The 22,345-nt window shown below is 61.9% G+C and carries 18 protein-coding genes; 15 read left to right on the top strand and 3 right to left on the bottom strand.

Annotation, left to right across the window (positions count from 1 at the left end; all coding sequences use genetic code 11):
- Window positions 1–514: 514 nt before the first annotated feature.
- Together GPK42_RS07090 and GPK42_RS07085 are read right to left on the bottom strand one after the other, a co-directional pair.
- Window positions 515–1,144 (bottom strand): response regulator, encoded by a 630-nt coding sequence (locus tag GPK42_RS07090; RefSeq protein ID WP_215694505.1) that lies wholly within the window; start codon window positions 1,142–1,144, stop codon window positions 515–517.
- A complete protein-coding gene (locus GPK42_RS07085) occupies window positions 1,141–2,286 on the bottom strand; it encodes a sensor histidine kinase (RefSeq protein ID WP_215694504.1) in 1,146 nt (381 codons plus the stop codon). Before GPK42_RS07085 ends, GPK42_RS07090 begins: the two co-directional genes overlap by 4 nt.
- A gap of 199 nt (window positions 2,287–2,485) precedes the next feature.
- Between GPK42_RS07085 and GPK42_RS07080 the strand changes: the two genes are divergently transcribed.
- The 7 genes from GPK42_RS07080 to GPK42_RS07050 all read left to right on the top strand — a co-directional run bounded on the left by GPK42_RS07080 (window position 2,486) and on the right by GPK42_RS07050 (window position 11,568).
- Window positions 2,486–3,424, top strand: a complete 939-nt coding sequence (locus GPK42_RS07080) for an ABC transporter ATP-binding protein (RefSeq protein WP_022094547.1) — start codon at window positions 2,486–2,488, stop codon at window positions 3,422–3,424.
- A 9-nt stretch (window positions 3,425–3,433) separates the two neighbouring features.
- Window positions 3,434–4,621 (top strand): ABC transporter permease, encoded by a 1,188-nt coding sequence (locus GPK42_RS07075; protein ID WP_215694502.1) that lies wholly within the window; start codon window positions 3,434–3,436, stop codon window positions 4,619–4,621.
- Window positions 4,608–5,813 carry an ABC transporter permease gene (locus GPK42_RS07070; RefSeq protein WP_215694500.1) on the top strand — a complete coding sequence of 402 codons (1,206 nt, stop codon included), beginning with the start codon at window positions 4,608–4,610 and terminating at the stop codon, window positions 5,811–5,813. The genes GPK42_RS07075 and GPK42_RS07070 overlap by 14 nt, the downstream gene beginning before the upstream one ends.
- Window positions 5,814–5,906: 93 nt before the next feature.
- A complete protein-coding gene (locus GPK42_RS07065) occupies window positions 5,907–6,620 on the top strand; it encodes an ABC transporter ATP-binding protein (RefSeq protein ID WP_252200187.1) in 714 nt (237 codons plus the stop codon).
- 8 nt (window positions 6,621–6,628) lie between these two features.
- The gene (locus GPK42_RS07060) at window positions 6,629–9,295 is read left to right on the top strand and encodes an ABC transporter permease (protein WP_215694496.1); all 2,667 of its coding nucleotides are present in this window, start codon (window positions 6,629–6,631) and stop codon (window positions 9,293–9,295) included.
- A 119-nt stretch (window positions 9,296–9,414) separates the two neighbouring features.
- Entirely contained in the window at window positions 9,415–10,059 is a 645-nt protein-coding gene (locus GPK42_RS07055; protein WP_215694494.1) for a class I SAM-dependent methyltransferase, read from the top strand.
- 303 nt (window positions 10,060–10,362) lie between these two features.
- Entirely contained in the window at window positions 10,363–11,568 is a 1,206-nt protein-coding gene (locus GPK42_RS07050; RefSeq protein ID WP_215694492.1) for a DUF362 domain-containing protein, read from the top strand.
- 251 nt (window positions 11,569–11,819) lie between these two features.
- Here the strand turns inward: GPK42_RS07050 and GPK42_RS07045 are convergent, their stop codons facing one another.
- Window positions 11,820–12,785 carry an alpha/beta hydrolase gene (locus GPK42_RS07045; RefSeq protein WP_215694490.1) on the bottom strand — a complete coding sequence of 322 codons (966 nt, stop codon included), beginning with the start codon at window positions 12,783–12,785 and terminating at the stop codon, window positions 11,820–11,822.
- Window positions 12,786–12,972: 187 nt separating this feature from the next.
- Between GPK42_RS07045 and trhA the strand changes: the two genes are divergently transcribed.
- From trhA to GPK42_RS07005, 8 genes are all read left to right on the top strand, one after another.
- Window positions 12,973–13,656 carry a PAQR family membrane homeostasis protein TrhA gene (gene trhA / locus GPK42_RS07040; RefSeq protein ID WP_195445615.1) on the top strand — a complete coding sequence of 228 codons (684 nt, stop codon included), beginning with the start codon at window positions 12,973–12,975 and terminating at the stop codon, window positions 13,654–13,656.
- A 107-nt stretch (window positions 13,657–13,763) separates the two neighbouring features.
- Window positions 13,764–15,134 (top strand): hemolysin family protein, encoded by a 1,371-nt coding sequence (locus GPK42_RS07035; protein WP_215694488.1) that lies wholly within the window; start codon window positions 13,764–13,766, stop codon window positions 15,132–15,134.
- Window positions 15,135–15,158: 24 nt separating this feature from the next.
- Complete coding sequence (locus GPK42_RS07030) at window positions 15,159–15,992, top strand: cyanophycin synthetase family protein (RefSeq protein WP_252200185.1); 834 nt, start codon at window positions 15,159–15,161, stop codon at window positions 15,990–15,992.
- A gap of 136 nt (window positions 15,993–16,128) precedes the next feature.
- Window positions 16,129–16,518: a YtxH domain-containing protein gene (locus tag GPK42_RS07025; RefSeq protein ID WP_215694486.1), complete on the top strand. Its 390-nt coding sequence runs from the start codon at window positions 16,129–16,131 to the stop codon at window positions 16,516–16,518.
- Window positions 16,518–17,273, top strand: a complete 756-nt coding sequence (locus GPK42_RS07020) for a PRC-barrel domain containing protein (protein ID WP_117640511.1) — start codon at window positions 16,518–16,520, stop codon at window positions 17,271–17,273. The genes GPK42_RS07025 and GPK42_RS07020 overlap by 1 nt, the downstream gene beginning before the upstream one ends.
- Window positions 17,274–17,345: 72 nt before the next feature.
- The gene (locus GPK42_RS07015; protein WP_252200184.1) at window positions 17,346–18,752 is read left to right on the top strand and encodes a polysaccharide deacetylase family protein; all 1,407 of its coding nucleotides are present in this window, start codon (window positions 17,346–17,348) and stop codon (window positions 18,750–18,752) included.
- A gap of 374 nt (window positions 18,753–19,126) precedes the next feature.
- Window positions 19,127–20,971 carry a magnesium transporter gene (locus tag GPK42_RS07010; protein ID WP_215694484.1) on the top strand — a complete coding sequence of 615 codons (1,845 nt, stop codon included), beginning with the start codon at window positions 19,127–19,129 and terminating at the stop codon, window positions 20,969–20,971.
- Window positions 20,972–21,045: 74 nt separating this feature from the next.
- The gene (locus tag GPK42_RS07005; RefSeq protein ID WP_215694532.1) at window positions 21,046–22,242 is read left to right on the top strand and encodes an Nramp family divalent metal transporter; all 1,197 of its coding nucleotides are present in this window, start codon (window positions 21,046–21,048) and stop codon (window positions 22,240–22,242) included.
- Window positions 22,243–22,345 lie beyond the last annotated feature (103 nt).

Genomic DNA, 22,345 nt, shown 5'->3' with positions numbered 1-22,345 from the left:
ATCTCCCTCCTCCGTGGCGGCACTTTTGTGCGTAGGCGAGAAGGGCTTGCCACGAAATCGGCCCATCTACTACGTTTAGCCCCTTACCCCCAACCATGCCAAAAAACGCGAAAACAAAACCACAGGTAGAACGCCTGCGGTTTTGTTCAAAACGAAGGCATGGTCAGGGGTATCGAGTCAAACGTAGTAGATGGGCCGATTTCGTGGCAAGCGGTTCCGGCTGATCCCTTGGGGATGGAGGAAAACGGATCATTTTGGTCCCGCAAGGCTTGCGGAGGCACTCGTGCAGGGTTACTCGAACAAAACTATGCCGGTTTACGGGGCCGGATTCCGAATCCCCAACCATACCGAAAAGCGTGAAAATAAAACCGCAGGTAGACGAGCCGTCATTTTGCAGAAAACGCGGGTATGGACGGGGTTCCTGGGTTTAGCCCCGTAAACCGGCATAGTTTTGAAATGGTATTAAATCGCTAGCAGCCATTTTGCTATGCCGGAGCGGTCGGCCGTTGGGTAATTACCCTCGCAGATAGGCGATGGCGATTTGGGTGCGGTTGCGTAGCCCCATTTTGGCTAGGATCGAGCTGATGTGGTTGCGCACGGTGCCTTCGCCCATATAGGCGGTGGCAGCGATCTCCTTGTTGTCGAGGCCGCGGGCGATGAGCTCGGCGACTTCGAACTCGCGGTCGGTCAGGCCGGCAAAGGCGGCGGGCCGGCGGGTCGCGCCGGCCTCGACGTCCGCCCCATCAAAGTTGATATCTTCGATCGCCTTGCCCTCGAGCACGCGTTTGCCGTCCATGACCTGCGCCAACGCCGGCGGAATGGCAGCGACATCGGTCTTGATCAGGTAGCCGCGGGCGCCCAGCTTGAGCGCCGACACAATGTACTCGTCATCCGAGAACGTCGTCAGAAACACCACGCGCGCCGCAGGGTCGTGCTCAAGGATCTCGCGCGCGGCCGAAAGGCCGTCGCGTCCCGGCATCTGGATGTCGAGCAGCGCAATATCGGGTGCGTGCTCGGCGTAGAGCGCCACCGCATCGTTGCCGTTGGCACCGGTGCCCACCACTTCGATCTGCGGCTGGGCGCCCAAGATAATCTTGAGCGAATCGGCCACCAAGCGGTCGTCGTCGACAACGATGAGCCTCATCGGCCCTCATCTCCTTGCTGTTTGGGAACGGTGGCAAACACACGCCAGCCGCCGGCGCCGGCACGCGGGCCGGCGGTGAAGGTGCCGCCAAGCGCCTCGATGCGCTCGCGCATGGAGGCGAGCCCCATGCCTTCTGCGACGTTGCTGCTGCTCGCCGGGGTCGCGTCCGCGCCATCATCGGTAACGATGAACTGGTAAAACGACGGATGCTCCATGCACCGCACAGTAATGGTTTTGGCATGGGCGTGGCGCATGGCGTTGGAAAGCGCCTCGCGCAGAACTGCCGCAAAGCAGTTGGCGACGTTGGCGGGCGCATGCTCGGCCAAAACCTCAAGCTCAATCTGCGGACCGCTGTCCGAGCGTGCGCCTTCAACGATGCGCTCGAGCTGCACGGAGAGGTCAGTTGCATTGTCGTTGAGCGCGTGGACGCTGGCGCGCACAAGCTGGAGCGCCTCGTCAACCGTGCGTTTAACGTCGGCGAAATCGGCGGCGACGCCAGGCTCGTCGGCGTGGACCACGCGTAGGGCTTCGGCCTGCAGTGAGGCGCGCGTGAGCTGGTGCCCGACGTTATCGTGGATCTCGCGCGCGATGCGGGCGCGTTCGGCGAGCGTCGCGAGCTCGACTTCGTAGTCCTGGCGATCGGCAAGATCGCGGTTGCGCGCCTCGAGCGCGAGGGCTCGTTCCTGCAGCTCGTCGCGGGTGCGGCGCATGCGCCGCTGCTCGCGCTCCAACTGGGCGGTGCGTAGCGATAGCAAGGTGGCGGCAACCGAAAGGATGGCGGTCAGCAGGAGCGTTCGTGCGGTAAGCGCATCGGCGCGAAGGTCCGCGACGAGCGCAAAGGCAAAGACGGAGCCAATGCCCAACGCGACCCAGGCGTGCTCGCGGCGCACGCGTCGCGCGATGTCATAGAGGGCGAGAGGCGCAAACGGCACAAACGGCGGCACGAAGACAGCCGCGATGATGCAGGCGTAGCTCGCTGCCTCGCTTGCGCGTCGGGTGCGTTTCCCCTGTGCGACCTCGGCCAGCGAGGTGGCAATAATGCCAAGGCAAAACGCCACAACCAGACGAGCGTCCACGGCAAGACCCATGGCGGCCGCAATACAGCACGCCAGCACGATCGATTTGTCGAAAAGCCTGTTCATACGGGTATTGTACGCGAAGCTGCGCGTGGTGGAGGGGCCGCCTAGCGCAACCGTGACATTCCTCCCGCACGGTGGGGCGGTCGCGTCAGCGGGCCACGCGACCGAGCCCCCGCACTCGTGACAAAGCTCACTGGTGCGCGCCGTCCGCTCCTGCGATGATGCAATCGTACCGGGCCGCAATCAACAGAAGGGCCGCCTCATGACAGACATCGTCCACGTCGAAAACCTCGTCAAGCGCTACGACGACCTTATCGCGCTTGACCACTTTAACCTCAGCATCGCCCCCGGCGAGATCTTTGGCCTGCTGGGCCCCAACGGCTCGGGCAAGACCACGTCCATCAACTGCATCCTGCAGCTGCTCGCCTACGACAAGGGCACCATCGAGCTGTTCGGCGAGCCCATGACGCCCGCCCGCTACGACCTCAAGCGCCGCATCGGCGTGGTCCCGCAGCAAGTTGCGGTGTTTGACGAGCTTACCGTGCGCGAGAACATCGACTATTTCTGTAGCCTCTACGTTAACGACCGCAAGCGCCGCCGCGCGCTGGTGGACGAGGCGATCGACTTTGTGGGCTTGGGCGACTTTACCAAGTTTCGCCCCGGCAAGCTCTCGGGCGGCCTGGCGCGTCGCCTCAACATTGCCTGCGGCATTGCGCACAAGCCCGAGCTCATCTTCTTTGACGAGCCTACGGTGGCAGTCGACCCGCAGAGTCGCAACGCCATCCTGGAGGGCATCTGCCGCCTGCGCGACGAGGGCGCTACGGTGGTGTATACCAGCCATTACATGGAGGAAGTCGAGCAGATCTGCAGCCGCATCATGATCATGGACGGCGGGCGCGTGCTGGCGCAGGGCACCAACGACGAGCTCAAGCGCATGATTCAGATGGGCGAGAAGATCGTGATCGAGGTCGGCGAGGTGCCGAGCGCGGCGCTCGGTGCCGTCGCGAGCCTGCCACATGTCCTGGACCTGTCGGCGACGGCGGGCCAGCTCACGTTTTCGTGCGAGGCGAGCCCGCATAACCTGACGGACATTCTCGATGCGCTGCGCTCGCATGACGTGGCGCTTGGCCGCATTTATTCCGAGCCGCCGACCCTCAACGACGTGTTCCTCGAGATCACCGGCCGCGAGCTGCGCGACTAGGGGGCAGCCATGTTCAATACCATTATCATTACGGTCAAGACGCTGCTGCGCCGGCCGAGCACGTGGGTTTGGGGCGCTCTCTTTCCCATCGCGCTTTCCACGATGTTCATGTTTATGTTTGCGAATCTCAGCTCCGACGGCAAGATCGATCCGGTGCCGGTTGCCATCGTGACGGACGAGGCCTGGGACGCTTCGACCTTTAAGGACGTGGCGACGTCGCTTGCCAAGGAAGGCGACGACCAACTGCTCGAGATCCACGAGTGCGACGACGCAGCCGATGCGAACCGTGCGCTCAAGGCCGGCGAGGTCGCGGGCATCTATACGGTCGACGATGCGGGCACGCCCAAACTCACGTTGCTTTCGAGCTATGACAGCTCTCGTGCGTCGTCGGTGCTCACCGACCGCAGCATCCTTGAGACGGTGGCGAGCTCGTATACGCAAAATGCCGAGCTCATGTCCCAGATTGCCCAGGACAACCCGGCGGCGCTCGCCGACTCCGAGGCGGTTGCGCGCGCCCTGTCGCTCGAGGGCGGCACCCGCCGCGTAAGCCTGACACGCATCACGCCCGATGGCACGGTCATCTACTATTACGCGCTTTTTGGCCTGGTCGCGATGATGTCTGCCGAGTTTGCCGCCTTGAGCGTCGTCGATTTGCAACCCAATCTGTCCGGCCTTGGCGCACGCCGCTGCGTGGGCGGCCTTTCCAAGACGGCGTCGCTGGCCGGCATTTTTGTCGGCTCGTGGCTGGTCTCCTTCGCCTCGATGACGATCACGATCGGCTACGTGCGCCTGGTCGTGGGCGTCGACTTTGGCGGGCGCGAGGGACTGTGTTTGGTGGGCGGCGCCGCTTCCGCGCTTGCCGCCACGGGCTTGGGGCTCTTTGTGGGCACGCTTCCCGTTAAGGGCGGCAAGGCGTCCAAGTCAGGCATCCTCACGGGCTTTGCTACCACGTGCGCCCTGTTCGCCGGCCTCTACGGCGAGCCGGCGATGGCGCTTGCCGACGACGTCGCCCGCGCCTGCCCGGCCGAGTGCTGGTTCAACCCTGTCAAGCTCATCTGCGACATGTTCAACCGCCTGTATTTCTTTGAGGACCTGGGGCCGTTTGCCGTTCGCGCCGGCGCGCTGGTCCTGATGGCCCTGGTGTTTGTCGCCGCCGCTACGCTGATCTTTGGAAGGAGCCGCTATGAGCACCTTTAAGACCGCGCTTCGCATGGCGCTCGCGCACCCGTTCTACCTGCTCATCTATACGGTGTTCATCTCGCTCATGGGCGTGTTTATTGCAGCTTCCGTCAGCTGGAATTCGTCGCAGCTTACCGAGTACAAGCCCTACGATGCCAACGTGGTCGTGGTCGACCGCGACGACAGCGACCTTTCGCGCGCGCTTACCAAGCACCTGGGGTCGCGTTTTGAGCTGGTCACGGGCATCGGCGACGATACGTACGACCTTGCAGACGCGCTCTCCAAGAGCAACAGCGCCAAGGGTAGCGCCGACTGCGTGTTCTTTATTCCGGAGGGGTTTGAGGGCGACCTCGTTGCAGCCGCCCGCGCGGGGGAGTCCCTGCCCAAGCTCGATGTGACCTACGGTGCCGGCACCATGGCGGCGGCACTTTCGTCTGCCGAGGCCTCGCGCTGGATCTCGCTCGCGGGCGCTGCGGCGGCGCTTGAGCCCGCTGCTTCTAACGGCGACGTTGCCAAGGCCGCCGAGCATGCCGCTGCAAAGCGCGCGGAGGTCCAGATCGAGCAGGTCAAGGTCGACTCGACTGCTGCCGCCACGCTCGAGTCGTACTTCAACTTTGGCGCGTACGCGATTATCTCGTCGGTCATCGTGTCGGTGGGACTGGTGTTCTCGGGCATGAACGAGCCCGAGCGCGTGCGCCGCATGGATGCCAGCCCGGTCTCCGAGCGTCGGCGTTCGCTTGCCGTGTTTGCGGCCGCCGCCGTGCTCACCGTCTGCATTTGGCTCGTGTCGAGTATGATGGGCGTCGTGGGCTTTGCCGGCGCGGTTGCCGAGGTCGGCGCGGGTCGTGTGTGTCTGGCGCTGGCGGCGACGTTTGCCCTGGCGTGCACGCCGCTGGCCGTTGGCTTTGCGTTGTCGAGCCTGGGTGCGCGCGAGGAGCTGCTCAACGGTGTGGGCAACTTACTCGGCATGCTCATGACGTTTTTGGGCGGTGCCTGGATGCCGCTGTCGCTCATGGGCTCGGCCGTGCAGACCGTGGCGCACTTTGTGCCGACATATTGGGTGAACGATGCGATCAGCAAGGCACTTGCCTCGGATCTGACGTCTGCCGTGCTGAGCGACATCGCCTGCGATCTGGGCGTCACCGTGCTCTTCGCCGCCGCCATCGCCGCCGTAGGCCTGGCCCTCTCACGCGCCAAATCCCGCGCCTAGTCTGAAATAAATCCTAGGCCTCGCCCCAAAATAGTTCACCAAGGTTTACTATTACGTTCATAAAGTAGTACGAGGCTAACAATGGGGGATACCATGGCAACGCAGGAAGCCTACGTCCAGGTTAAGGATCTCAAAAAGCACTACGGCGACGGTGATGCGCGCCTGACGGTACTCGATGGCATCGACGCGTCCATCAACCGCGGCGAGATCTGCGTCATGCTGGGGCCCTCGGGCTCGGGCAAGTCGACCTTTCTCAACCTGATCGGCGGCCTGGAGGATGCCGACGGCGGTTCCATCATGGTGGACGGCTGCGACCTCACGGTGCTCAAGCCTACCGACCTTGGCGAGTATCGACGCCGTGAGCTGGGTTTTGTCTTCCAGTTCTACAACCTGGTGCCCGATCTCACCATCAAGGAGAACATCGAGGTCACGGCGCACCTGTCCAAAAACCCGCTCAATGTCGACGACCTGCTGCGTTCGCTGGGCCTCTACGAGCACCGCAACAAATTTCCGCGTCAGGTTTCGGGCGGCCAGCAGCAGCGCTGTGCCATCGGCCGTGCGCTCGTCAAAAACCCGGGCCTGCTGCTGTGCGACGAGCCCACGGGCGCGCTCGACTACAAGACGTCCAAGGAAATCTTGCAGCTCATGGAGGACGTCAACCGCACCTACGGCTGCACCATCATCATTGTCACCCACAATGCCGCCATCGCGCGCATGGCAAATCGCGTGCTGCGCCTGCGTGACGGGCGCATCGTCGAGGACGAGCTCAACGAGTCGCCCGTCGCGGCCGCCGAGCTCGATTGGTAGGCGGCGCCATGACACCTCTCGCAAAACGTCTCCCGCGCGAGCTGCGCCGCAATATCGGCAAGTACCTAGGCATCTTTCTTCTTATGTGCGGAAGCATTGCCCTCACCTCGGGCTTTTTGCTCGCGGCACATTCCATCGGCTGCCTTATCGACGACATGCGCGATGCGTACACGATTGAGGACGGCCGCGTGACCACCTCCTTCGAGGCTACCGACGATCAACTCAAGGCCGCCGAGGATGCGGCCGGCGACGTCGGCGGCGTCACGCTCTACAAGAATTTCTCCATCGACGCCATCATCAAAAAGACCGCCGGCGACGATGGCACCAAGCGCACGCTGCGCACCTATGCGCACCGCACTGAGGTCGATATCGCGTCCTACTGCGAAGGCAAACAGCCCAAGGCAGACGACGAGGTGGCCATCGACCGCGTCTTTGCCGCCAATAACAACCTGTCCGTGGGCGATAAGGTTGAGCTTGAGGGCCGCACCTACACCATCTGCGGCATCATGACCCAGCCCGATAGCCAGGCGCTGTTCCTCAACAATTCGGACTTTACGGTGAACACCATCACCTATGGCGTGGCCGAGGTCACCGACGCCGGCTTTGCCGCGCTCGAGGATGCCGGCGGCGCGCCTGCCTACACCTACTCCTTTACCTTTACCGATCGCGACCTCCCCACCGCGGATCGCATCGATGCGGAGCAGGATATGGTCGAGGCGCTGACCGATGCCGATGCGCGCGTGGACGATCTGGTCGATGCCGATTCCAATCAGGGCATTGGCTATGCGCGCGACGACGTGGACGGCGACTCCATGATGTGGATGACGCTACTCGACATCATCATCGTGATCATGGCGTTTGTCTTTGTGGTCCTTACCGACGCCACCATCGAGGAGGAGAGCGCCATCATCGGCACGCTGCTCGCCAGCGGCTATCGTCGTCGCGAGATTGTGCTGCACTACCTGGCGCTTCCCGCCATCGTAGGCGTGGTCGCGGCGCTGCTGGGCACCGCGCTCGGCATTGCGTTCTTTACCGAGCCTATGCGTAGCCTGTATTACGGTTCGTACAGCCTGCCGCCCTTCCAGGTGTACTGGAGCTGGGAGATCTTTGTGAAGTGCGCCGTGGTTCCCGCCGTCGCGCTCATCCTCATCACGCTGGTGGGTCTGCTTCGCAAAATGGGCAAGACGCCGTTGCAGTTTCTTCGTCACGAGGCGAGCGGCAAATCGGGCACCAAGCGCGGTATGCAACTGCCGGAGCGCATGGGCTTTGTCTCGCGCTTCCGCCTGCGTATCTTCCTGCGCAATCTGGGCAACTTCGCCACGCTCTTCGTGGGCATCGCGTTTGCCTCGCTGCTGCTGCTCTTTGGCCTGGCGATTCTGCCCACGATGACGCACTACGCCGACAACCTCGAGACAAGCCTGGTCGCCGAGCACCAGTACACGCTCAAGGCTCCGCTGGAGCTCGAGGGCACTGCCGAGGAGCGTGAGCAGTGGTCAGCACTCGAGCGCTTGCAGTCGGTTGACGGCGCGCTGCTTTCTGCCGCTCAGGATGCCGATGATGAGCTCGACGAAGCGGCCGATGCGGCGCAGACGGCAGCCGATGCCGCGACCGCATCTCCGTCTGCCGAGAGCCTGGCCGCGGCGCAGGACGCGCTTGCGGCGGTCCAGGACAAGAAAGATGCGCTTTACGCGCGTCTCGACGACCTTGCCGATGCCCTCGGCTGCGACCGCGACGAGGCTATCGACCTGATCGACAAGGCCTCTAAGATCGACACTGACAACGACGATATCCACCCGGTCAATACGACCGATAACGGCGCGGGCGCAATCGCACAGGCCGAGAAATACGCCGTCTACCAGCTGCAATACGACCGCGGCGACGGAAATGGCGAGGAGACGATTTCCGTCTACGGCATCTCGCCCGATTCGCGCTACTGGAAAGGGCTGGACGTCGGCGATGGGCGCGTCGTCTTTGGCGGTGGCCTGCTCGATAAGTTTGGCTGGAGCGAGGGCCAGAAGGTTAAGCTTCGCGACAAGTACGAGGGCAAGAATTATTCCCTTGAGTATGTGGGCAAGGACTGCGCCTGGGGTTCCAAGTCGGACATGAATATCTATATGAGTATCGACGACTTTAACGAGCTGTTCGACAACGACGCCTCCTACTTTAACGGCTATGTGAGCGACGAGAAACTCGACCTCGACTCGCGCTACTTTGCCGGCGACACCACGCCCGACGACATGCGCGCCGTGGGCGACCAGTTCATCGGCATGATGAGCAAAATGATCGGCATGATGGTTGGGCTTGCGGTGTTCATCTTCTTGCTGTTTATGTACCTGCTGACCAAGGCTGTGATCGACCACAGCGCCCGTTCGATTAGCTACATGAAAGTCTTTGGCTATCGCGACAGCGAGATCTCGCATCTGTACATCCGCTCGATCACGCTGTGCGTGGCGGCGTCGCTCGTGCTGAGCCTGCCGGTCATTATTGGCTCACTAACGGCCATCTTCCGCTCGATGCTGCTCGCCTACAACGGCAATATCGAGATCTACGTGCCCGCTTGGTCCATGGCGGCGTGCGCAGGAATCGGCTTTGCAACCTACCTGGTCGTGGCGCTGCTGCACACGCGCTCCATCAAGCGCGTGAGCCTCTCCGAGGCGCTGAAGGTCCAGGAATAGAGAACCGCCCGCACGCGGGGGCACGAACCGAAGGAAGGGTGCCCCCGCGTTATTTGCCCGCCAGGCCCGACGTGGGCAAACGCGCGCAACGTCAGACTTCCCCGAACAGAAGGAGACCCATGGCAAGATCGGCAGAGGAGCTCAAGCAGCTCTCCATCAAGGAGTTCACCGAGGCGGCAAAGGTCTACGAATCCGGCCATGCCGGCATTTACGAGATGTGCAAGGACGACTATCCACAAATGCTCGAGGAGCTTGAGCTCGAACCGTTCGAGGACGCGCTCGACGTGGGCTGTGGAACCGGGGCCGTCCTAGAACTGCTCCACGCCCAGTACCCCAACAAGCACTTGACTGGACTCGACCTCACACCCGGGATGATCGACGTCGCCCGGGCAAAGCAGCTCGATAACGTCAGCTTTGTCGTCGGAGACGCGGAGGCACTGCCCTTCGAGCCCCGGAGCTTCGACGTCGTGCTCTGCTCCAACAGCTTCCACCACTACCCGCATCCGGAGAGGTTCTTCGCCGAGGTGGCACGCGTCCTTCGGCCCGGCGGGCGACTGGTCCTCCGCGACTACACCTCGAACGATGTCGCGGTCTGGCTCATGAACAACATCGAGCTACCGCTGGCACGCCTCTTGGGCCATGGCGACGTGCGTATCCTCAAGCTGTCCGAGCTGCGTGCACTCGTCGAGGAATCCGGGTTCACCCCGCTCAAGCTCGAGGCACAGAAGGGATTCCGCGCGCATCTGGTCGCGCGAAAGGGCTAGCGGTCCGCGCCAGAACGTGCCGCCAAACCAAGGCGCGCCGCCACAAACGTGACGGCGCGTCCCTCTTACCAGATGCCGATGATTCGCCGGTCTGCCGGTCGGGTTGGCAAGGACTGTCCCTAACTGCCGGCAGATAAGGAACGTCCCCAAGTGCCGGGTGGCGAAAGAGTGTCCCTGGCGACTAGTCGTTTAAGAACGTCCCCAACGACTAGGTGTTTCCGCTTCTGCGCTTGACATTAACCCTACTTCAGCGGGTACCATCCTCTATGTCTGTAACGCCATATAGACAGAGGGGATAGATCTATGACCGCAACTGCACCCGCAGCACCCGCTAAGGTGTACTTCACCAACCTGCGCACGCATGCTCGCGAGAGCCAGCTCGACAAGCTCAAGCGCCTCATACGTCACGCCGGTATTGAGCAGATCGACTTTGAGAACAAGTTCGTCGCCATCAAGATTCACTTTGGCGAGCTGGGCAACCTGAGCTTTTTGCGCCCCAACTACGCCCGCGCCGTCGCGGACGTGGTGAAGGAGCTGGGCGGCAAGCCCTTCCTCACCGACTGCAACACACTCTACGTCGGTAGCCGCAAAAACGCGCTCGAGCACATCGATACCGCTTATCAGAACGGCTTTACCCCGTATGCCACGGGTTGCCAGATCATCATTGCCGACGGCCTCAAGGGTACCGACGAGGCGCTCGTCCCGGTCGAGGGTGGCGAGTACGTGCGCGAGGCCAAGATTGGTCAGGCGCTCATGGACGCCGATATCGTGATCAGCCTCACCCACTTTAAGGGCCACGAGCAGGCCGGTTTTGGCGGCGCCATGAAGAACCTGGGCATGGGAGGCGGCAGCCGTGCCGGCAAGATGGAACAGCATGCCGCTGGCAAGCCGAACGTCGCGACCGAGCACTGCGTTGGCTGCCGTGCCTGCGAAAAGATCTGCGCGCACAACGCCATCTCGTTTGACGACATCCGCGAGCGCGAGCTTGCCAACGGCAACACCCGCACGGTTCACGTCGCTGCTATCGACCACGATCGCTGCGTGGGCTGCGGACGCTGCATTGCGGCATGCAACCAGGACTGCATCAAGCCCGGCTATGACGCCGCGGCCGATGTGCTCAACTGCAAGATCGCCGAGTACACGAAGGCTGTCGTCGACGGCCGCCCGAGCTTCCATATCTCGCTTGCTATGGACATCAGCCCCAACTGCGATTGCCATCCCGAAAACGATACGCCTATCGTCAACGACATCGGCATGTTCGCGAGCTTCGACCCGGTCGCCATCGATCAGGCCTGCGCCGACGCCGTCATGGCGTCCGAGCCACTGCCCAACACCGAGCTCACCGATAGCGCGGCCAAGATGGAGCATAGCCACGAGCATCTGGAGGGCGAGCAGGCCAAGGACCCCTTCTGCATCACGCATCCCGACACCGACTGGCGCGCGTGCATTGCGCACGCCGAGAAGATCGGCCTGGGCACGAGCGAGTACGAGCTCATCGAGGTCAAGTAGCACCTGTCTATTGGACATATCAAGCGCTTTTGTAGCGCAACGTTAGCAAAAGCCGCCCGTGAGCACAGCGCCCACGGGCGGCTTTCCGGAAGTGCGGTGAAAAATCGAATACCGCCGACCACAAACCGTTTTTTGGCAACAAAACCCCTGATAAATTGTTGGTAAAACTGTGGTCTGGTTGAGCTTCCCGCGATTTTCCCCGCACTTCCGAAAACAGGGGGTCAGATAAAGCCCCAGACGTTGCTTTTTGCCTAAAAATACTCGTCGAGGAAGTTGTTGACTGTGCTCCAGTAGAGCTCGGGGTCAACTTGCGCACTCTTGGCGTGGGTGGCGCCATGGATGGTGAGCTTTTGCTTGGCCTTGCTGGCGCACGCCTCGTAGTTTTGGTCGAGCATGTCGTACGGCACAAAGGTGTCCTGGTCGCCGTGGATAAACAGCATGGGAACCGTCGCGTGTTTGAGTTGCTCCACACTGCTCGCCTTATGAAAGTCGTAGCCCGCGCGCACGTTGCACACCAAATTTGCTACATCGAGCAAGGGAAAGCTGGGCAGGCCGAATACGTCCTTGAGCTGCAGAGAAAACTCGTCCCAAACACTCGTATACCCGCAGTCCTCGATAATGCATTTCACGTTTGCGGGCAGAGATTCCCCCGCGACGTTCATGGCGGCTGCCGCACCCATCGACTCGCCAAAGACCAGGATACGCGCCTCGGGGTCAGCCTGAACGATTCGCTCGATCCATGCGACGATGTCGAGGCGCTCGGGCCAGCCCATGCCGATATAGTCGCCGCCGGAGCGCTCGTGGGCGCGGGCGGCGGGTGCGAGTACGTTCATGCCGCGGTCATGGAATCGTTTGGCGTATCGGGCCATACCAATGGGCTCATCGGTGTATCCGTGTAGGCAGACGGCGTAGTCGTGCGTGCTCTCCGACGCAGCAAAATACCAAGCGGCAAGCTCGGTTCCGTCATCTGCGGTGAGGCTGCTGCTCTCGCGATTCTCTTTAAACCACGCCCGCGCCTCGGTGTCCTCGGCATCCGGCTGCTCACCTTCTTTTTCGTTCTTGCTATCCTGCATCATCTTCATGGTGTACGGCGCTTGGGGGTTCAGGGCAAAGTCAAACAAAAAGTTGCCGGCAAACCCGAGCAGCGCAACGACAACCACCAGCGCAACGATGCCGGCTATCTTGAGCTTTCGATGGGAACGTGCGTTTTGAGCCATGCGGTATTCTCCTATAAGATGTTAATACATCAACATTCAATGCAAGCGCATTATGGATGTTCGCCGTTGATGCGTCAACAAACAAAGAATGGGTAAACAAAGGGTCACGTAAGGTGCAAATTTCGCACGTATCCAGACGCTTTGATATAGTGTTGAGAACTCTTTACTATTGGAGGATGTAACCGGCATGTCCGATTCGAGCGACAGTTCTAAGCCGCGACCCAAGACCGCGGCCGTTCCACACTACACGGTGGGCGAGGAGATCATGAACTCCGTCACCCATGGTGTCGGCTGCCTGCTGGGTATCGCGGGCCTGGTGCTCCTGATCGTATTCGCCGCCCTGCGCGGCGGAGGCCCAGCCCACATGGCCGCGGCAATTGTCTATGGCGTCAGCATTATCCTCGAATACCTAGCCTCCACGCTCTACCACGCGATTCAGCCCGCGCGCGCCAAGCGCGTGTTTCGCATCATCGACCACAGCTGCATCTACCTGCTCATTGCGGGCAGCTATACGCCGTTTTGCCTTATCACGCTCGCAAATGACGGCGGCCCCGCGCTGTTCTTTGCCGTATGGGCCATCGCCATTATCGGCATCGCCCTCGAGTGCTTTATGCGCGAGCGTCAACCGCACTGGGTAAGCGGCCTGGTCTACCTGCTGATGGGCTGGCTCGTCGTCTTTAAGCTGCCCGAGCTCGTGGCGCTGCTCAACCCCGTGGCACTTGCCCTGCTCGCCGTCGGCGGCGTGTGCTACACCGCGGGCGTGCCGTTCTATATCGCCAAAAACGTGCGCTACCTGCACAGCGTGTTCCACCTGTGGGTGCTCGCCGGCAGTATCTTCCAGTTCATGGCGGTGATCCTCTTCGTAATCTAGCGGCCACGCCCACGGCCCCGCTCGCACGGGCGACCGGCGCAATTGCCGTATCCGCCATCAACGTTTTACCCTAACGTCCCGAATCTTGGAGGTTCGAGAAACTCCCGATGGACATAACCATCTCCCTTATTACCACGCTCGTCCTTACGCTTATCAACGGCTACTTCTCCATGTCCGAGATGGCTCTCACCACGGCCAAGCGCGCCGTGTTGGAGCACGATGCCGAGGAGGGCGATAAGCGTGCCGAGCGTGCCGTCCAGCTCGCCGCCGACTCCGATCAGCTGTTGGCCACCATCCAGGTCGCCATCACGCTCGTGGGCTTCGCCTCGTCTGCCGTCGCCTCGACGAGCCTGTCCGACCCGCTTGCCACGTGGCTCATGAGCTTTGGCATCGCGCCGCTTTCCGCCATCGCGCGCGGCCTGGCGCCGGTCATCATCACCGTCGCCGTCGCCTTTGTGTCCATTGTGATCGGCGAGCTCGTGCCCAAGCGCATCGGCCTCGCTAACGCCGAGGGCGTATCCAAGCAGGTCGTGGGACCGCTCTCCGTGTTCCAAAAGATCGCCCGCCCGCTCGTGTGGCTGACTGGCGCCTGCTCTGACGGCCTGGCCCGCATCCTGCGCATCAAGAGCGCCGATGACCGCCAGAACGTCTCGGAGGAAGAGATCAAGTACATGGTCTCGGAGCAGGACGATCTGCTCGACGAGGAAAAGCGCATGATCCACGAGATCTTCGACCTGGGCGACACCGTGGCTCGCGAGGTCATGGTGCCGCGCGTGGACACCACCATGTGCGAGGACGACGAGACGGTCGCCGACGTGCTGTCCACCATGCGCCAGACCGGCTTCAGCCGCATCCCCGTCTACCACGAGGATCCCGACAACGTCGCGGGCATCGCGCACATCAAGGACCTGATCCAGCCCGCGCTCGACGGCAAGGGCGACCAGCCCATCGCCGATTATCTGCGCGACGCCACCTTTGTGCCCGACACCAAGGACATCCTGCCGTTGCTGTCCGAGATGCAGACCTCGCACGACCAGATCGTGGTCGTCGTGGACGAGTACGGCGGCACGGCCGGCATCATCACCATCGAAGATATCGTCGAGGAGATCGTCGGCGAGATCGAGGACGAGTTCGATCCCGACAACAAGTACCTCACGCGCCTTTCGCGCCGTGAGTGGCTTGTCGATGGGCGTTTTTCGTGCGATGACGCGATTGAGCTTGGTTGGCCGCTCGAGGAAAGCGATGATTATGAGACCATCGCCGGCTGGATTTTGGAGCTTTGCGACTCGGTGCCCGATATCGGAGAGGTGTTTGAGGTCGCGGGGTACAAGTTCAAGGTACAGTCGATGCGTGGCCAGCGCATCTCGCTCATTCGCGTGATCGCTCCGGCCGAAACCGATAAGAAGGATTCCGAGTCCTCGGCAGAGAAGCCGGCGTCGGGTGCGGGCTCTGCGGATCCGCACGATGGCGACGAGTAGGGCAAGGAAGAGTAGGGGAGAGTTATGGCAGGCCTGTTCAACATCCTTAAGGTCACCGTCAGCGAGGACAAGATTTGCGCGCACGTGCTGGTGAACCCCGGCATGCCGCTCATGACCTCGGAGGATATCGAGGCCACGGCGCGCGTGTACTACCTGGTGCCCGCGATTGCCAAGCATCTGTGCCTGGGCGATTCGGGTCGCGAATTCCAGGACTGCATGGGCCAGACCGAGCTTTGCCACCTGCTGGAGCACGTGACGGTCGAGCTCATGAACGAGACCGGGCTTGCCGGCAGCATCTCGTGCGGTCGCACGCGCGTGAGCGAGCATGACGAGCGTGTCTTTGAGGTTGAGCTTTCGTGTCCCGACGATGCGCTGGCCATTGGCGCGCTGTCTTCGGCCACCTTTATGATGGACTGGGCGTACCTGCATGCCGATCAGCCGGCCCCCGACGTGGAGGGCACGGTCGCAGGCCTGCGTAACCTGGTGCTGGGCATGCGTGCCGAGGCCGAGGGCAAGGACCCGCACGAGGCCGTTGCCGCTGCGAACGGCGAGGACGTGGCCGAGGATGCGCCCGAGGGCGACGCTCCTGCCGACGCCGACACTGAACCTGTTGCCGAGGCGCCTGCCGAGCCCGAGTCTGCGGAGCCCCAAGGCGTCCCGAGCTTTGACGACGAGCCGCAGATGCCAATCGATACCGAGGGTGCGGTCGCCGAGAACCACGAGGCCCCCGCGGCCGTCTTTGGCGGTGCGGCAACGGCCCCGTCCGGCTCGGCGCACGAGGGCAACCTGCCGCTCGTCGATGGCGCCGGCGAGAACCCGGCCGCCACGGTCGCCATGCCGGCTATGCCGCAGGAGTAGGCTCACTCGCTTATCACCATCATGTACCTGCGCTTTTACCGTATGCAGATGAGCGCGACGGCAAGTGTTGCGCTGCGGGTATAATGGACAGCATTCAAACGGTGGGCATCGAGGTGCCCGCAGGAGAGGAATGATCATGGGAAAGACTTTCAGCTTTGTCTCCGGTGCGCTCTTTGGTGCTGCCGCCGGCGCTATCATCGGCGTTGCTCTGGCCCCGCGCTCGGGTGCCGAGACCCGCGCCATGGCCGCCGATATCGCCAATGACGCCTGGGACAACATGCGTGACACCTACGAGCACAGTGCCGAGGAGGCTCGTGCCGCGGTCAGCGACTTTGGTCCGATGGTCGATGCCAAGACCGATGACCTGCGCGCCAAGGTCGACCTGGCCCGCGAGCGCATGGATCAGCTTCGCGAACAGCTCAACGACGCCATCTCGGGCGGCAACGTGACGCCCGCTGCCGACGTCGTAGTCGAGAACGCCGCCGAGGCCGACACCGAGGCCACGGAGCCCTCGACCGAGGCATAATGCGCGCAGGGGATTTTGTCGGCGTCAAGGTTTACCGTAAGCCTGCCGAAGACAAGCGCACCAAAAAGGATGGCACGCCGCGCAGCCCTAAAAAGCTCGGCAAGATTCACTTTCCCGTCTTTACCCCGGGCGGCACGCGCGTGGTGGGCTTTATGGTCCGCCAGTCCGATATCGCAGGCATGATCGAGCGCCCCGACCGATTTGTGGCGCTCGATGCCATCGGCGTCTATGAGGGCGCCGTCGCGGTCGACGACGTCAAGGGCACCTACGATGCCGCCGCGGCCAAGCGCCTCGATATCAACCTGGACGATTGCATCATCTGGGTTGGCATGGACGTGCGCACGGAATCGGGCGATGTCGTGGGCTACTGTTCGGACGTTGAGTTCAAGCCGCGCTCGGGTATTGTGCAAATGTTCTACGTGACCGCCGGTGCCGCTTCGAGCGTGCTGGTGGGCGACACGCAGGTGCCGCCGACGATGCTGCGCGGCTACGAGAACGGCGCGATGATTGTCTCGGACGAGGTCAAGGCGCTCGGGTATTCGGGCGGAGCGGCCGCCAAGGCAGCCGAGGCCAGTGTCGTGGTGGGCGATAAGGTCAAGAAGGGCGCCAAGGTGCTCGATGACAAGGGGTCGGTCGCCGTGGACAAGGGCAGTCGCGCATTGGGCAAGCAGCTCGGCAAGACGCGCGGTATGTTCAAGGCCTTTAAGGACGAATATCAAAAGGCGAGCGGGGGCTCGTCAAAAGCTAGCAAATAGCGACGTACCAAATGATGGGAGGCGAGCCGGAGACATGTTGCTCCGGCTCGCTGTGTTTATGGGGGAGGGCACATGCGCCAAAACGAATCTAACTTAAACGGGCGCTCGGGTGCGCGTCCGACGGCGCGCCGCGACCTGGGGCAGCTGCCCAGCGGTCAGCGTCGACGTCGCCGTAAGCCCGGCGCGATGTACCTCAACCATAGCCGTGGGTTTAGCGATCGCAGCGCGCGCATCGGCAACGGGCGCTCGCCGCGCCGACCGTCCCGCCTGCCCTATGCGCTCATCGCCGTGGGTTGTGCGCTCGTGCTGTTTATCGCTGCCGTCGTGGGCTACGTCAACCGCAGCGTGGACGTGGAGCTCAACGGGCAAAAGACCGCGGTGCGCGTGGGCTCTACGTTGCAGAATCTTATCGACGATCAAAGCCTGACCGAAACATACGACGCCGGCGACCTGCTGGCCGTCGACGACAGCGTGCTCAAGCGCCATGGCGGCGAAAAGCTGTCGGTGAAGGTCGACGGCAAGCGCGTGAAGCAAGGCAAATGGGATAGCCGCGAGCTTGCGGGTGGCGAGAAGGTGACGGTCAAGGACGGCCGCAACGCGTACGAAAAGCACGAGGTCCAGGCCACGACTATCGAGCCAAAGCTAAAGGTCGAGGGCACGGGTGCCATTGAGTATGTCAAAACCTGGGGCGTTCAGGGCCGCTCCGAGGTATGGGTCGGCGAGCAGTCGGGCAAGACGCAGGATCGCGGCGAGGTCGTGCCCGCCACCGACTGCGTAGTCGAGTGCGCAAGCGTAGCGCCCAAGGGCAACGAAAAGTACGTGGCCCTGACATTTGACGAGGGTCCGAGCGGCGCGACCAAGCAGATCTTGCAGGTGCTCAAGGAAAAGGGCGTCACAGCGACGTTCTTCCTTTCGGGCGATGCCGCGGAAGCCTCGCCCGCTACTGCCAAAGCGATTGTCGATGCCGGGTGCGAGATCGGCTCCAACAGCTACAGCGATGATTCGCTCAAGGGCGAGGATCGCGAGACGGTGCGCAAGCAGATCACGAAGGGCACTGAGGCGATTAAGTCGGCGACCGGCGTCGAGACGATGTTGCTGCGTGCCCCCTACGCCGCGTTTGACGAGCAAAACTGGATCGACTCGATGGACCTGGTGTCCGCCGTGGTTTCGTGGAATATCGATTCGGGCGACTGGCTGCTCAACGGCGCTGACGAGCAGGTATCGACTGTGCTCGACTCGGTGACGCCGGGCAATATTGTGCTGCTCACCGATAGCGATGAGTGTGCCGAGCAGACGCTCGAGGCGCTGCCGCAGATTATCGATGGCCTTGTCGCCGACGGCTACAAGATCGTGACGCTCAGCGACCTGGTCAAGACGGACACGGCATTGAGCAAAAAGCTCACCTCGCTCACCAAGGCTTCCATGCCCAAAAACGCCGTGTTCCCCCAACTCCCCGAGGACGATGACGCCACAGAGTAGTCATCGGGGACGTGCTTAAACGACTGGTCGTTTAGGGCGGTCTTAATCGCTTTGTCCCACTGTGCTCATCCGGCTCTATGCCACGGATACGTCAGCGTTTGGTATGCCTGCAATGTGCAGCGCATAAATTCGGTGCCGCAGCGCGATGCTGATGCTATAGTTACTGCGGTTAATGAGGGTCAAGAGAAAGGTTACAGGTGAAATCCAAACCTCGACCATACAGTCGATGACCCCATGCAGGTGCTTTCTGCGCGTGCACGGGGTGTGAGCGCCGAGCGGTGTGCCGCCCGCGCATGCGTATACATATCTAAAAGTCCACGGATTGCGTGCCGGCATGGTCGCGCGGTCCGCAGGAATAATGATGGGGAGCACCATTGAATTATCTGAGTGAGATGCTCAAATTGCCGGTCTTGGACGTCGACGGCGAAAAGCTCGGCGTGGTTAACGATTTTGGCATTGCAACCGGCGAAGTTTTTCCGCACGTGACGTCGCTCGCGTTCCGTGGTCCCGGCAAGACGCCGTTTATGATCAGCTGGCGCAAATGGGTCGACCGTATCGACGAGACGGGTGTACACCTTAAGACGTCGGCCACCGAAATCCGTTTTTCGTACCTGCAGCCGACCGAACTCTTGCTTGCCCGCGACGTGCTTAACAAGCAGATTGTCGACACACAGGGCATGAAGGTCGTGCGCGTAAACGACATCAAGTTTTCCATGTCGGGCGAAAATCAGCTGCGCCTGCTGGGTGCCGAGGTCGGCGCCCGCGGTCTGCTGCGCGCGATCAGCCCCGCGCTCGAGCATGTCGTCGAGGGCTTTATGAAGCACCTGGGCAAGCCGCTCAGCGAGGACATTATCGCCTGGTCTTACATGGACCTGCTCGATCGCTCGACTAAGAACATCCAACTCTCGGTGTCGCACAAGACGCTTGGCGAGCTGCATCCTGCCGACATCGCTGACATCATCGAGCAGCTCGACCCGCGCCTGCGCGCGCAGGTGTTCGCTCAGCTCGATACCGCTCAAGCCGCCGAGGCCATCTCGGAGTTCGATGACGACGAGCTCATGACCGAGATGCTCGAGGGCCTGTCCGATACCGACGCGTCGTCGATGCTGGCCATGATGGACCCGGACGACGCCGCCGACCTGATCGACGAGCTCGATTATGAGAAGGCCGAGAAGCTCCTGCGCCTGATGGGCGTCAAGGAGGAGAAGGCGATTCGTAATCTGCTGGGCTACGAGGACAACACCGCCGGCCGCATCATGACCTCGGAGTTTGTCTCGCTGCCCGCCACGGCGACGGTCGGCGACGCCATCGAGGCGATTCGCAAACTCGACGAGGACTTTGAGAGCGTCTACTACGTCTATACCGAGGATCCGAGTGGCATGCTGACGGGCGTGCTTTCGCTGCGTACGCTGATCGTGGCCGACCGCGACGCCACGCTGGGCCAGCTCGCCTATCGCGATCTGGTCTACGTGTCGCCCGACGAGGACCAGGAAGACGTGACGGACGAGATGACCAAGTACGACCTGGTTGCCATCCCTGTCTGCGACGAGAACCGTCATATCCTGGGTATCGTGACCTTCGACGACGCCATGGACGTTATCGCCGAGGAGCATCAGGAGGACCTGCAGATCGCCGGTGTCGGCTCGGGCGATAGCGCGTCGGACGACTCGACGAACGTGCTCAGCTGGTTCGTGCATCGTCAGTACTGGGTCGTCGTGTGGGGCATCGCCTCGTGCATTATGGCGACCGTGCTGGGGACGGCGCTGGGCTCCGCGCATCTGGTGGTGTTCCCCATGTGCGCCATGCCGCTCGTGCTGCTGGCTGCCTCGCGCATGGTGTCGTTCGTCAAGAACTACTTCCTCGAGTACGACGGTCACGACGACGAGCCCAAACCGTACCTGGGATTCTTCTTCCAGAGCACGGGTATGGGCCTGATCCTTTCGCTCGTGACCTACCTGTGCGCGCAGCTGGTGCGCACCGCCGCGTTCCTCGATGCCCCTATGCTTGAGGAGCAGCTCTTTACCGGCTGCTTTAACATCGCGGCCATCATCTGCCTGGTGGGCAACATGAGCGCCGTGATTTACCTGATGGTGCTGTTCTGGCGTGACGAGCACGACCTCAATACGTCGGGCACCGCCATGAACGTCATCGCCGTCATGATCTCGTGTGTGGCGTACTGTGCTGCTGCGGTGCTGCTCACCATGTCGGTCATGGGGTAGGTGGTCGCGTGCAAAATACGAAGCAAAAGCCGAGCACCAAGCAAAAGCTGACCATCGCGGCCATCTTTGGCGCCATGGGCCCCGGTCTTTTGGCGGCGCTTTCGGGCAATGACGCCGGCGGCATCGCCACGTATTCCAGCGCGGGTGCCAGCTATGGCTATAAGATGCTCTGGATGCTTCCCGTCATGACCGTGCTGCTTATCGTGACGCAGGAGACCGCGGCGCGCTGCGGATGCGTCACGGGCAAGGGCCTGGCGTCGCTCATTCGCGAGCGCTTTGGCGTGCGCAAGAGCGTGTTGGCCATGGCGGCGCTGCTGATCGCCAACACGGCGGTGACCATTTCGGAGTTCGCGGGTATCGCGAGTGGCCTTGCTCTGTTTGGCGTTCCGGCGAGCATCTCGGTGCCGCTCGTGGCGCTGCTGGTGTGGATGCTTACCATGTCGGGCAGTTTCCAGCGCATCGAGAAGATTTTGCTGCTGGTAAGCTGCGTGTTCGTAACCTACATCGTCGCCGCGTTTATGGCCGGCCCCAACTGGGGCGAGGTCGCGGTCGACTTGGTCGTCCCCAATATTCAGAACGATCCCAGCTACGTGTCGCTCGTGGTCGCAACGATCGGTACCACCATCGCACCGTGGATGATCTTCTTGGCTCAGAATAACGTGGTCGATAAGAATGCGGGCGAGGACGACATCGTGCTGCAGCGTATTGATACCGTGAGCGGCTCGATCGCTGCTGATATCATTGCGGGCTTCATTATCATCACGACCGGTACGGTGCTGTTCCCGGCGGGTATTCAGATTAGCGATGCCGCCGATGCCGCCCGCGCGTTGGAGCCCATCGCGGGCCAGTGGTCCACGGTGCTGTTTGCCTCGGGCTTGGTCGCAGCGAGTTTTTTGGCTGCCTGCGTGCTGCCGGGCGTTACGTCGAGTGCCGTCTGCGAGGCTTTTGGCTGGGAGCGCGGCGCCGACCGCAGCTGGGACGAGGCCCCGGTTTACCGCGGCATCATTACGGCCATCATCGGCATTTCTGCCGTGTTGGTGCTCATGCCTGGCGTCGATTTGTTCCAGATTATGATGACCTCGCAGGTCATCAACGGCGTGCTGCTGCCCGTAGTCTTGGTATTCCAGGTGGTTATCGCGGCGGATCGCCACATTATGGGCGCCAACCGCAACGGCCGCGTATGGAACGTGCTCACTTGGGCGACTATCGGCGTGATTACGGCGCTCACGGTCGTCATGTTTGTCCTGCAAGCGATGGGCTACAGCGCTTAACGCCCACTTTTGCTTCCGAACAGGCCGCAGCGATGGACTGCGGCCTGTTTTTTGCCCGCGACCTCTTGGGGCCGGCTCGAAAAGAGTGATTTTGGGTTGTTTG

This window comes from Collinsella aerofaciens (assembly GCF_018785265.1).
Taxonomy (GTDB): Bacteria; Actinomycetota; Coriobacteriia; order Coriobacteriales; family Coriobacteriaceae; genus Collinsella; species Collinsella aerofaciens_AI.
Note: the sequence above shows the minus strand (reverse complement) of the source record. Positions and strands in the feature narration are given on the sequence as shown.